The sequence below is a fragment of the Lysinibacillus sp. 38-6 genome (assembly GCF_046245175.1).
GTDB lineage: Bacteria > Bacillota > Bacilli > Bacillales_A > Planococcaceae > Lysinibacillus.
Window position 1 is genome coordinate 2,831,870 of record NZ_CP176417.1, and the last position, 12,532, is coordinate 2,844,401.

Consider the following 12,532-nt stretch of genomic DNA (forward strand, 5'->3'; position numbering starts at 1 on the left):
TGCCTATGACAAATACAATACGGGACATATGTTAGAGAAGAAAATGAAGAAAGGTGTGTTTCATTGGTCTATCCTCGATTAGCACCGGAAGATTTTAATGAGCAATTCCGACCCGGTATGAAAATATGGGTTACGCTCCCTACTGGTACGTATTCCGGCACATTGATTCGAACATTTGGAAAAAACGGAAGAACTGCTGAAATTCAATTAGACTCTGGTCAAGTGATAACAGTTGATGTGAACCAAATTACCGCAGCAGGGACAGGTTACCCTCCTGGCGGCGGCTCATATCCTCCTTACCCACCACCATATCCACAGCCTTATCCACCGCAACCTTATCCACCACGTCCATACCCGCCACAACCTTACCCACCGCAGCCATATCCGCCACAGCCATACCCGCCACGTCCATACCCACAACCGTTCCCGCCTATGCCATATCCTGGTGGTCAATTACCGGGGCTCCCTCCAATACTACCTCCAGGGCTACCTAATATTTTACCTGGAATCTTTGGTAACCCACGCTAACAAGAAAAGGCTTTCCATACGTTCCGTTATGGAGAGCCTTTTTGTCATTTACTTCTAATCCGACATCCGAGATTGCTACTTGTTAAAAAACACGATTGCGTCCATAATTACTGCAAAAGGGTTTCTAAATTTACCCATTTACAAGGCAAAGGAGCTATACAATGCGCAACATTACATTTGATCATATAGAGAAAATTGGACATATTATCTTTGAAAATGACGTTTATCAACATGTTCATTATCCAGAAATGTTAAGTCGATATGATAGCAATTACATTCTATTTAAAACGATGCCATCATTATCGATATTTAAAGAATTGGAGCAGATGCTGCGTACCTTTCATCAAAAACATAATCAACAGCATTTAAAATTTATCTTCCCAGCTAACGAGAAAATTTCGAGTGATGTTCAACAGTATTTAACTGCAGCAAACTATGACATTGGTTTTTTAGAATTATATACAATCGAGCCGCGCCATTTTCCAACGAGCGTCCACCATCATGTCAAAGTTCAGCCCGTAACAGAAGAAAACTTAGAGGCGTTTTTAAAGCTACAGTATGAGGAAGATTTAAAATATGGCGAAAATTTCGCTACCGAAAAACAAGCTTTGCTAAAACGCCAATTTCATGATGCACATAAACACCAACTCTTAGCCTACTATGACGGCATACCCGTTGGCTCTACGGAACTAATTGAGCAAGAAAAGACAGTTGAAATTGATAATTTATTTGTACTTGAAGCCTTTCAACGTAAAGGGATAGGCTCTCAACTACAACAATATGTAATGCAAAAATTCCCTGATAAAATCGTTATATTAGTAGCTGATGGTGAAGATACACCGAGAGAAATGTATCAAAAACAAAACTACGTCTATCGAGGTTTTCAATATGAAGCGCTTAAGGTTGAAGAAGATTAACGAGCGCTAGTTGAAATTTCCTTATAAAACTAATAATGCGTTAACAAATAAGCTGTATCTTATTGGAATAGCACTAATCCAATAAGATACAGCTTACTTTAATTACAGAAGGCTACTAGAAATGACAGTCCTTAACTTTACCGTGTCTTTTCTCGCCCATTGATCATTTGCAAATAATTGCTCGCCTTTTCTTCAATATAGGCTACACGATGTTGCGCTTCCTCCAATTGAGCTAGCGCAACTGTCTGTTGCTTACGCATAATATCGTAGCGCTCTCGCACGGTTGAATCCCCTTTTTGGCATAGGTTAATATATGTTTTTATCTCTTCTATCGGCATACCACAATGTCTTAAATGCTTTACACATAAAAGCCACCGTACCGAAGCCTCATCAAATAAACGTATATTATGATTGTCTCGCTTCAAACTTGGAACTAATCCTTGGTCCGTATAGTAGCGGACTGTATGTTCATTCATTTCAAGTCGTTGTGCCACTTCTTTTACAGTGTACATCGTACTACCTCCTTATTATGGACGACCAAATGAAGCGCTATAAAATTGTCCAGATTGAACCATTTGCCGTACTTTCTCCAAGCGAAGAGACTCGTATTTCGCCAACGCTTGAACGGCTTTTTGTCCTTGCATGCCCTGTGCCACGCACTTTCCTAAAGCTACTGCATCTTGAAGCGATTCATTAAAACCACTAGCCGTTACAGGAGCAGGTACATGCGCGGCATCGCCTACAAGCGCCATTCGCCCTTTTACAAGACGCTCTGGAACATATTCTTTAATTGGAATTCCGATTAATGTTTGTGATTGAATTGCATACAACGCCGCTGATCGCCACGGCTCCGGCCAATATGAAGCTTGTTCCGCTAGTTCACTTAATGTTTGTTGAGGAACATCCGAACCATTCAATGAATGACGCACTACCATCCCATCTACACAACCTAGAGCACGAAGCATGTCACTTCGCTTATTATCATACCAAGTACAACCAATTCTTCGGCTCCCGGCATTAGAAGAACTATCGTCTCTTTCAATAATAGAGCCAAACTTAAAACCATTGTAACTATCAAACATTTCTACCGCTGGCCCTTCATAGTGAGATGGAAGAGGTTTCGGTAAGTCATCCTCACTCATCGAAGCAATCCATCCCATATACCCCGCATATGTAGCATGCGGTTTATGCGGTGCAATATAGCCCCTCACTTGACTGTTATGGCCATCCGCACCAATTAAAATATCCCCTGCTATCATTTGCCCATTATCAGTTATCGCCCAGGCCTTGTCTTCGTCCTGTTCCAATGCGACAACGCGCATATTATAGCGTAAATCTATTCTCGAATCGCTTTGCACTTCCGCGCGTAAACGAGATTCAATGGATGACCACAACTGTACAGAACTTTCGCCTTTAGACACCAGTTGTTTGAGTAGCTTTTCCGTTTTCGATTGTCCAAATGTTTCACCATTCACCCGCAATCCCGAACCACCACGTCGATTTTCTTCCACCTTCTCTACTATTGTGACGTGCAACCCCTCTTGTGCAAGCGCAATCCCAGTCATTAGTCCTGAAAGCGAAGCACCGACAATCACTGCCTGCGCTTGTTGCTGCTCGGCATTTTTCATTACGTTGTTCACTATAAGCCCCCCTCATTGTATGGCAGTATATCACCTTCGAGTGACTCTAAGTCAACATACGTACATAAGTTTTAAGCAGTACATTACTTACTTAAAAGCACCCTGTTTAATCGCCTCCCCCGCCGCAGCTTGAGCAGGAACTATCGGACGTACAGGAATTACAGGAGCTTGCCGAACCGCAACTAGTACAACTTGATGAACTGCTGTTGCTTATTGCCATATAACTTGCAAACTCATCGTAATGAAAATACGAGACCGATAAAAATGGAACGAGCATCATATTGTAATTTTGCTGCGTCTTACTCTTTTTCATCATTTCTCGTATAACGTTTTTTTCATAATCTTTATTGCCTTTCGCTCTTTTCTTCATCGAAGAAATAAGTGCGAGGATTGTCGTCATATTGTTCGTATCACGCTTAAAATAGCAATCTAGTAGCGCATCTTCCGGTAAAGTGTTAAACTCCTCAATAATATTTGGATGCACAGGATGTTTGAAAAAGCCCTTATATAGATGAATGTTTTCATTTCTAATGAAAAATAGTTCAGCATATACCCAATCAAAAAAACCACGTAAATCTGGATTAGGCGCTACATTAACATTGGGACTGTGATGAAGTGTTGTTCCTAAATAGTTCTTCGAAAACTCATCATACTCACGCGTAAACATAAGCATTTGATGCCACAATTCATCAACTTTGTCGCTAAACATCGGTGATTCTTTTAAAAGAGCTGTCAGTATAAAATAACGCTTTAAATCGAGCAGACGCCACTCATACTCATTTTCTTTTAAATAATTATTTGCCCTTACCCTTTCTTCCACATTGTCCATATACCTTCTATGAAGAGAGCGTTCCAACTGGTCATTTAGCTTTTTTAGCCCTTTCATCGGCTTTAACTCTAATTCATTAGGAGATAAACCAAATTGAAAGGAACGCTTTTTTTGTAAAAATAAAATAAAACTAATAATGACCCCGAGCAGTATAATCAATTCCATTCATTCAGCCCCTTTATTTTCCCATAATATTACTATATAGACTGTAACAAAAAACATCTCATACATAAATACACCGTTTATTAATACGTTAAAAATTCAGAATTGTTTGGGTGCCTGGCACTCAAAAAGGCACTCAAAAAAACTTCTCAAAAGTTACAATAACTAATGAGAAGCCTCGATTCTTATATTAAGATTTCGTATCTATTTCCGTTTCAATCATTTCTTTTGGAACTGCACGATAAACGGTAAATGACAAAATAATCGCGATAATTGTGATAACAAAAGCGATTAAATAAACAAGTTCTACACCAGCGACCATCGCTTGGCTCATTGTAGCCGGATCACTAGGATTGGCTGCTTTTGTTAAAAAGTGATTTTGTCTAGCATTCATAATACTAATAAATACAGCAACACCAATCGCCCCTACAACAGGCTGTAAAGTTGTCATGACTGCCGTACCATGCGGATATAAAGGTTTCGGCAATTGGTTTAAACCATTTGTTTGAGCCGGCATCATAATAGCAGAGACGCTAATCATTAATAAAATATAGCATACTACGATGATCCAAATCGGTGTTTCCGCTGTTAACTTACTTAACGTAAATACTGTACCACTTAAAACAATCGTAGCAGGAATCATTAAGACGCGAGGGCCAAATTTATCGAATAATTGCCCCATAAACGGCGACATCAACCCGTTTAATAAGCTACCAGGTAATAAAACGAGTCCTGCTGCTGCAGCTGTCAAAGCTAATGGACCTTGCATAAAGATTGGCAAAATGATTTCCGATGCAAACATCGCCATTATAATAATGACAAACATAAATACTGCATGTGTATACATTGGATATTTAAATACGCGTAAATCCATCACCGGCTCTTTCAGCTTAAATTGTCTGAGTGAGAATAGTACAACGCCAATAATACCGACGATAATGGTAACGAATACACTTGAACTTAGGAAGCCTTTTTCTCCAGCCGCACTAAAGCCATAAATAATTGCTCCGAAACCAATTGTTGAAAAGATGATAGATAGAAAATCGATTTTCGGTTTTGTGACTTCTGAAATATTTGTTAAATATTTTGAAGCAAAGGCGATTGAAAATAAGGCAAAAGGAATAACAATAATGAATAAATAGCGCCACCCTAAATATTCAACAATAACCCCTGATAAAGTTGGGCCAATTGCCGGCGCAAACGTAAAGATCAAACCGACAATGCCCATAATTTTCCCGCGCTTTTCTGGTGGATATAATAATAAAAAGACATTAAAGATAATCGGCATTAACAGACCTGTTCCAACCGCTTGAATTAAACGCCCTACTAGTAGAACAGGGAAGCTAGGTGCAATGGCACAAATAATGGTGCCGATAGTGAACGTCACCATTACGCCAATGAACAATTGCCGCGTTGTAAACCACTGCAACATCAAGGCCGAAATCGGAATAACTACACCCATAACGAGCATAAACCCTGTTGCCATCCATTGCACAGTTGGTAATGTAATGTGAAATTCATGCATTAAAGTCGTTAATGCAATGTTTAACAATGTTTCGTTTAAAACAGCAAAGAATGCACCGATAATTAACGACAGCATGATCGGTAAAGTTTTAACATTTGGATCCTGTGACAGGAACTCATATTTGATCGATTGATTTTGATCCATTTAATTTCTCCTAACTAGCATATTATTTTTCGAGCTTTATCATATTGTTTCCCCTCAAAAATGAAAAAATCACAAGCACCTGCCTGTGATATTAAAAGTAAAGGGAAAGACCCATCCATATTCATTAAACTGTCAGCAGGTACAATAAGCCTGCTTTTGCTAAACCTAATTAAAAGGTTAAATAGACAAAAATAAAGAAAGGAAGAACAAGTCGCCTTTCTATCTTACATATTTAATTACTGTGATGATTTTACAATTGATATAAAAAATATTAAAGAAGGACAGACTAATCCCGTTTACTCTGCATACACAAACAGAGCCTTTGACCGTATTCAATTACTGGTTCAAAGTTGGGAATCGTAGTGCCATGTTCATATCCTCCTAACAGCATTTTTTAATACATCACGAATTATAACGAAATTAGTTACGTAAGTCAAAGTTTTCAAAAACAAGAAAAAATTATTGCTTAACCAACAACAAAAGAATAGGACACAGTTACGCATCCTATTCCTTCGCTATATTATTCATTTGGAAATTTCGGTAAGTAGATCATCACCTTAAATAAATCGCCATCTACTTGCACTAAAAATTTGCCGTGCTGGAGGTGAATAAGACTTTCCGCAATTGACAAACCTAATCCGCTACCTTGACTTGATCTAGATTCATCCCCTCGTGTAAAACGTTCCATTAACTCATCCGCTGAAATGTTTAATTCATAGGCTGAAATATTTTTAAACGTCACGAGTAATTCATTACCCAAATCTTCTACATCAATATATACCCTTGAGGCGGGCAAGGCGTATTTGAAAATATTGGAGAATAAGTTCTCAATAGAGCGCCATAACAGTTTACCATCCGCCTTAACATACACTTTTTCTGTAGGATGGGCCAACTTAAAGTTTAAGGATGACGCTTCAATTTTCTCATCCATTTCGCCAATTCCTTGCTTTAGTAAAGATACGATATCAATTCGTTCTAACTGTACAGGCATCGTGCCACTGGACGCTTTTGCCGCTTCAAACAAGTCATCTGTTAAGTACTTCAGCCTTTTGGATTTTTGATCTAATACGTCTATATATTCTGCAATTAAATCAGGGTCTTTTTCTATTTTTAATAAATCGACATACGTAATAATCGACGTTAAAGGCGTCCGGATATCATGCGAAACATTTGTAATCAGCTCTGTTTTTAAGCGCTCGCTCTTCATCTCACTATTCACCGATTTCTTTAAGCCATCCGTAATACTATTAATATTCGCTGCCAGTTGGCTAAACTCGCCTTTGCCATCTACTTCAATTCGATGCTGAAGGTCTCCGTTTTTAATTTGCTCTACGCCCTCTTTAATGCGATTGAATGCCTTGACCTTTTTCAACGCAAACCAAGCGGCTAGACCAAGCGTAATAGGAAACATGAAAAACGTTGCTACAACTACTAGCGGATACCCAATAACAAGCAGTACGATTTTCACAGCCATATTACCATTATCATAAACATGTTTTATTGCACTAAAAATTTTTTTGAGTATTTGATAGATAAGCGTATGTTGAAGTAGTGATCTATTTTTAATATGCTTGACGAGCGATAAAATCAACAGTAATACAATGATAAAAATAGGTATCGTCAGCAGTATATACATTTCACGCAACACTTCCATAACGAGTGCTACCCACAACGCTGTTAAACAACCAACGATGACAAGATTGACATCATTATATAGTTTATCAATGACATGAAGATGGACTTCTTTATCTTTAAATGATGTTCTTCCGATAATCATGATTAAATAAGCAAACGAAACAATAAACCCTGCTATATAAACAATGAATTCATTGAGATAACGTTTCGCAACCGCTTTATTTTCTTCCCATTCCTTCACTTTTGGCTGGAGATAGGATTCTTGATAGGCCACATAAATAACGTCTGTTTTTGGATTTAAGTTGTCAACTTCTTGTGTAATGTAATCTAAGTATTTATTTTCTTTCATTTCATTCGGATAAAACTTTTGTTGATAATTCCCAAATAGCATATACGCATCAAACGATGTAAATTGCTCTTTTTTATTTAGTTCACTATTCGAAAATACATGTTCACCGTCGCTTGCGTAATAGACAATTCCTTCAGATGTTTCTAATGTGTTGAGTAAACGGTAAAACACCCGTACTTGTTGTCTCATGCGTTCTTCTTTTTCACTTTTCAATTCATCCGCATATTCTTCTTGAAACAGGCGTCTATATTCTATTTCAGTCAAATTCGGATTATATTTGGATGAATACTGAAAATCATCATATAATTGTTCTTCAATGTCTGTAGTATCTTCTTTTGTAAGTGCCTTACCGCTTAAAATATATTCTTCACTTTTATATTGTCCAATTAATTGCGCTAGCGAACTAATAAGACTATAGCTTTCATCAGCAAATGCTATACTTTCAAAATAATGATCTTGGTTGATGCTGCTCAGATGAACTTCATCTAATTCCATGTTGATGATTACTTTCGCCATACCCGTTAAACACGCGATGGCAATCAAAAACAGAAATACTTTCGTAATCAGTGCATGACTAATATTTCTCAACTTTATATCCCACTCCCCATACAACTTTTAAATACTTCGGCTCTTTCGGATTAATTTCAATTTTTTCGCGTATTTTCCGTATATGTACCGCTACTGTATTCTCTGGATTAATGGCACTTTCATTCCATACCTTTTCATAAATCTCTTCAATTGTGAATACTTTCCCCGTATTGGCTGTCAGTAGCTTTAAAATTTTATACTGCACTGGGGTTAAATGTACCGTTTCTTTATCCACCGTAATGACTTTCTTTTCATCATCAATCATAAGCCCCCCCGTTTGAAACACATGGCTACTTACTTCGAGACTACCAAATGACGTATACCTTCTTAGCTGTGATTTCACTCGCGCGACAAGCTCTAACGGATTAAATGGCTTAGCCATATAATCATCTGCACCAATATTTAAACCGAGAATTTTATCATAATCCTCCGATTTAGCAGACAGCATAATTAGCGGAATCATATGATCTTGCCGAATTTTCATTGTCGCTGTAATGCCATCCATTTTGGGCATCATAATATCCATAATAATTAAGTGTATAACATGCTCTCGAATAAGTTCGATTGCCTCTATCCCATTGTAAGCTTTGAAAACTTTGTAGCCCTCATTTTCTAAGTAAACGCTAATCGCCCTGACAATTTCTTTATCATCATCACAAATCAAAATGTTCAACTACATTCACTCCTCCATCTCCTTAGGATTCGTCTAAGGATATAATACTAAGTAAATCTTAACAAACGCATGCACCAATTCTTAAGATTTTCTTATTGTTGTCCAATATGACATTCGTACGTATGATTATCTCTCCAAACAGAAGGAAACCCTCAGATAACTATATAGCAATGTGCATACCAACCTTCCAGAAATTAAGTTATCATTGCTTGTTTTAAGTAAGATACGCAATTTCGTATGCCAAGTACTAAAGGCTTTTTCATTGCATAGAAAAAACCACTCCTCATAATGTAACATTATAAGAAGTGGTTTTTCTTTTATATTTTAATTGACGAACACTTATGGCTCTCTAATGGCAAAATCATTGACCTTTAAAGTTTTGTAATCCTTCTCTATGAAAGGCTTACATCATACCGCCCATGCCACCCATGCCGCCCATATCAGGCATGCCTGGTGCTGCTGGTTCTGGAATATCTGCTACAACCGCTTCTGTTGTTAAGAATAAGGCTGCTACAGATGCTGCGTTTTGTAGTGCTGAGCGTGTTACTTTTGCTGGGTCTACTACGCCCGCTTCCATCATGTTTACCCACTCGCCTGTTGCTGCGTTGAAACCTACTCCGATTTCCTCGCGTTTTAGACGATCTACAATGATTGATCCTTCAAGACCTGCATTGTTTGCAATTTGACGAACTGGCTCTTCTAATGCACGAAGTACAATTTTCACACCAGTTGCTACATCGCCATCCACTGCATCCGCTGCTTTTTCAACTGCAGCGTAGACGTTTAGTAGTGCAGTACCACCACCTGAAACGATACCTTCTTCAACTGCTGCGCGTGTTGAGTTTAGTGCATCTTCAATGCGAAGTTTGCGTTCTTTTAGTTCTGTTTCTGTTGCAGCACCAACTTTAATCACTGCTACACCACCAGCTAATTTAGCTAGGCGCTCTTGTAATTTTTCTTTATCGAACTCTGAAGTTGTTTCAGCAAGTTGTGCACGGATTTGACCAACGCGACTTTCGATTGCATCTGCACCGCCAACACCTTCTACGATTGTTGTGTTATCTTTTGTTACAACAACTTTTGCTGCACGGCCAAGTGAAGTAATATCAGCCGTTTTAAGGTCTAAACCTAACTCTTCAGTAATAACTTGACCACCTGTTAAGATAGCGATGTCTTCAAGCATTGCTTTACGACGATCACCGAATCCTGGCGCTTTTACTGCTACAGCGTTGAATGTACCACGAAGTTTGTTTACAACAAGTGTTGCAAGAGCTTCACCTTCAACGTCTTCAGCGATCATTAAAAGTGGACGACCTTGTTGTACCACTTGTTCTAATAACGGTAATACTTCTTGGATATTTGTAATTTTTTTATCTGTAATTAAAATGTATGGGTTCTCAAGAACAGCTTCCATTTTATCTGTATCTGTTACCATATAGTGAGATGCATACCCACGATCGAATTGCATACCTTCCACTACATCTAATTCAGTTGTGAAGCCTTTCGATTCTTCGATTGTGATAACACCGTCATTACCAACACGTTCCATTGCTTCTGCAATTAGTTGGCCTACTTCGTCATCAGCTGCTGAAATTGCCGCAACTTGTGCAATTTCTTCTTTGTTGCTTACCGGACGAGAAATAGCATGTAATTCTGTAAGTGCAGCTGCTACCGCTTTGTCGATACCTTTACGGATGCCAACAGGGTTTGCACCAGCTGTTACGTTTTTCAAACCTTCACGAATAATGGCTTGTGCAAGAACTGTTGCTGTTGTTGTACCATCACCAGCAATTTCATTTGTTTTAGAAGCAACTTCTGCTACTAATTTTGCACCCATGTTTTCATATGGATTTTCAAGTTCAATTTCTTTCGCAATTGTTACACCATCATTTGTAATTAATGGAGAACCGAATTTTTTTTCTAACACGACGTTACGCCCTTTAGGACCTAATGTCACTTTCACTGCGTTTGCTAATTTATCTACACCTTGAAGCATTAATGAACGTGCTTCTTCTGAGAATTTAATATCTTTTGCCATTTGAATTTACCCTCCTGAAATGGAATATTCGTTAAGCTTGATTCATATACTAATAATTATCCAATAATTGCAAGAATATCGCTTTCGCGTAAGATTAAGTATTCATTGCCTTCATATTTAACTTCTGTACCTGCGTATTTTGAGAAAATAATGTGGTCGTCAACTTTAACGTCAAGCTCTACACGTTGTCCGTTTTCTAAAACACGACCTGTCCCAACTGCTACTACTTTACCTTCTTGTGGTTTTTCTTTTGCAGAGTCTGGTAGTACAATCCCAAATGCAGATTTTTCTTCTACCTCGATTAGTTCGATGACAATACGATCTCCTAGTGGTCTTAACAAGTAAAACAACCTCCTATTAATGAAATAATTGTTGAAAGTTTATTAGCACTCTATATAGCTGAGTGCTAATACATTTATTATGATAATCAATCCATTGTTTTTTTGCAAGCGAGAACTTCGAAAAATTTTGTTTTCTTTCCATATTCCTCTACAATAGAAAGGAAGCTTAAAAATGGAAAGGATTTTGACTGTGACTAATTCTATAAAAGGCGTAAAGCATAAAAAAACAGCTCTCTATGTGTTAATCGTTTACATTATCATGCAATTATCAGGAAAGTGGTTGCTTTTACCGTTTCATAAATTTGTGATGAGTACAACGGGTTTACCTCACGCACAAGCAGCGCCTATTACGCAAGGATGGTACATTGCGCTCAGCTTTGCCATTGCATTAATTATCAGTTTGATTTTAACGAATCGCGACAAAGCGTTTTGGGATGTTTATCAAGGTAAAAAGGAGTCTATTCCACTTACCATCATGTGGGGAATCATCGGTTTCTTCCTTGTGTTCTTCGGGCAAATGATCGGAGCCGCTATTGAAATGACTGTGTTTGGAATTGAAGGTGGCTCACAAAATACTGCCGATATTGTGGCAATTGCCAAAGGTGCACCAATAGCTATTTTAGCGATTGTTGTTTTTGGCCCAATTTTAGAAGAGTTTGTCTTTCGTCGTGTTATTTTCGGTTCGCTTGTTCAAACGACGAATTTCTGGGTAGCCGCTATTGTTAGTGCCATTTTCTTTGCTTTAATCCATTTTGATTTTTCACATATCCTGTTATATACCATTTGTGGTCTAATCTTCGCTTTCCTATACCACAAAACAAAACGGATTTGGACATCAATTATTGCACACGTTATGCTAAATGGCTTTGTAACGCTCGTACAATTTTACGCAGAACCTTTACAAAAGTTTCTTGAGGAAATGCAAAAAATGCAATAAAAAGTCCGGGACAAAAAGAGAAAAAGTGTTAGATTGATTATAATCAATCTAACACTTTTTTACTATGCCGTTGATGTACGCTACGGCGGTGCTTTCCGCGGGCACACACGTAAGCCGCAACCCTCGCTTACGCGCGGATTGTTGCGTCTTACGCTGTGTGCATTCTGAGCAGGAGTCACCGCCTTCGCTACCATCAACTAGTTTTTTCGTTTATTTTTTTTGATTG

The 12,532-nt window shown here is 38.2% G+C and carries 11 protein-coding genes; 3 read left to right on the forward strand and 8 right to left on the reverse strand.

Annotated elements, in window-relative coordinates; translation table 11 throughout:
* The first annotated feature begins 63 nt into the window (after nucleotides 1-63).
* Nucleotides 64-528, forward strand: coding sequence for a hypothetical protein (locus ACKVEV_RS14510; protein WP_409367072.1), 465 nt, complete (start codon nucleotides 64-66; stop codon nucleotides 526-528).
* Nucleotides 529-689: 161 nt separating this feature from the next.
* Nucleotides 690-1,445 (forward strand): GNAT family N-acetyltransferase, encoded by a 756-nt coding sequence (locus tag ACKVEV_RS14515; RefSeq protein WP_409367073.1) that lies wholly within the window; start codon nucleotides 690-692, stop codon nucleotides 1,443-1,445.
* A gap of 137 nt (nucleotides 1,446-1,582) precedes the next feature.
* Here ACKVEV_RS14515 and ACKVEV_RS14520 read toward each other — a convergent pair whose 3' ends face one another.
* From ACKVEV_RS14520 to groES, 8 genes are all read right to left on the reverse strand, one after another.
* Nucleotides 1,583-1,957: a MerR family transcriptional regulator gene (locus ACKVEV_RS14520; RefSeq protein WP_409367074.1), complete on the reverse strand. Its 375-nt coding sequence runs from the start codon at nucleotides 1,955-1,957 to the stop codon at nucleotides 1,583-1,585.
* A gap of 15 nt (nucleotides 1,958-1,972) precedes the next feature.
* Nucleotides 1,973-3,085 carry an FAD-dependent oxidoreductase gene (locus tag ACKVEV_RS14525; RefSeq protein WP_409367075.1) on the reverse strand — a complete coding sequence of 371 codons (1,113 nt, stop codon included), beginning with the start codon at nucleotides 3,083-3,085 and terminating at the stop codon, nucleotides 1,973-1,975.
* A gap of 106 nt (nucleotides 3,086-3,191) precedes the next feature.
* Nucleotides 3,192-4,079: a hypothetical protein gene (locus tag ACKVEV_RS14530; RefSeq protein WP_409367076.1), complete on the reverse strand. Its 888-nt coding sequence runs from the start codon at nucleotides 4,077-4,079 to the stop codon at nucleotides 3,192-3,194.
* A 187-nt stretch (nucleotides 4,080-4,266) separates the two neighbouring features.
* Nucleotides 4,267-5,745: an MDR family MFS transporter gene (locus ACKVEV_RS14535; protein WP_409367077.1), complete on the reverse strand. Its 1,479-nt coding sequence runs from the start codon at nucleotides 5,743-5,745 to the stop codon at nucleotides 4,267-4,269.
* A 520-nt stretch (nucleotides 5,746-6,265) separates the two neighbouring features.
* Complete coding sequence (locus ACKVEV_RS14540) at nucleotides 6,266-8,317, reverse strand: histidine kinase dimerization/phospho-acceptor domain-containing protein (RefSeq protein WP_409367078.1); 2,052 nt, start codon at nucleotides 8,315-8,317, stop codon at nucleotides 6,266-6,268.
* Nucleotides 8,304-8,990, reverse strand: a complete 687-nt coding sequence (locus ACKVEV_RS14545; RefSeq protein WP_409367079.1) for a response regulator transcription factor — start codon at nucleotides 8,988-8,990, stop codon at nucleotides 8,304-8,306. The genes ACKVEV_RS14540 and ACKVEV_RS14545 overlap by 14 nt, the downstream gene beginning before the upstream one ends.
* A gap of 403 nt (nucleotides 8,991-9,393) precedes the next feature.
* Nucleotides 9,394-11,028, reverse strand: coding sequence for a chaperonin GroEL (groL, locus tag ACKVEV_RS14550; RefSeq protein ID WP_069510993.1), 1,635 nt, complete (start codon nucleotides 11,026-11,028; stop codon nucleotides 9,394-9,396).
* A gap of 56 nt (nucleotides 11,029-11,084) precedes the next feature.
* Nucleotides 11,085-11,369: a co-chaperone GroES gene (groES, locus tag ACKVEV_RS14555; protein WP_024363933.1), complete on the reverse strand. Its 285-nt coding sequence runs from the start codon at nucleotides 11,367-11,369 to the stop codon at nucleotides 11,085-11,087.
* Nucleotides 11,370-11,541: 172 nt separating this feature from the next.
* Between groES and ACKVEV_RS14560 the strand changes: the two genes are divergently transcribed.
* On the forward strand, nucleotides 11,542-12,306 hold the full coding sequence (locus ACKVEV_RS14560; RefSeq protein WP_409367080.1) for a lysostaphin resistance A-like protein: 765 nt from the start codon (nucleotides 11,542-11,544) through the stop codon (nucleotides 12,304-12,306).
* Nucleotides 12,307-12,532: the final 226 nt, after the last annotated feature.

Bases quoted from the DNA above. Each gene is read 5' to 3' on its own strand.
- ACKVEV_RS14515 (WP_409367073.1), top strand. From the start codon at position 690: ATGCGCAACATTACATTTGATCATATAGAGAAAATTGGACATATTATC.
- ACKVEV_RS14520 (WP_409367074.1), bottom strand. From the start codon at position 1,957: ATGTACACTGTAAAAGAAGTGGCACAACGACTTGAAATGAATGAACAT.
- ACKVEV_RS14530 (WP_409367076.1), bottom strand. From the start codon at position 4,079: ATGGAATTGATTATACTGCTCGGGGTCATTATTAGTTTTATTTTATTT.
- ACKVEV_RS14535 (WP_409367077.1), bottom strand. From the start codon at position 5,745: ATGGATCAAAATCAATCGATCAAATATGAGTTCCTGTCACAGGATCCA.
- groL (WP_069510993.1), bottom strand. From the start codon at position 11,028: ATGGCAAAAGATATTAAATTCTCAGAAGAAGCACGTTCATTAATGCTT.
- ACKVEV_RS14560 (WP_409367080.1), top strand. From the start codon at position 11,542: ATGGAAAGGATTTTGACTGTGACTAATTCTATAAAAGGCGTAAAGCAT.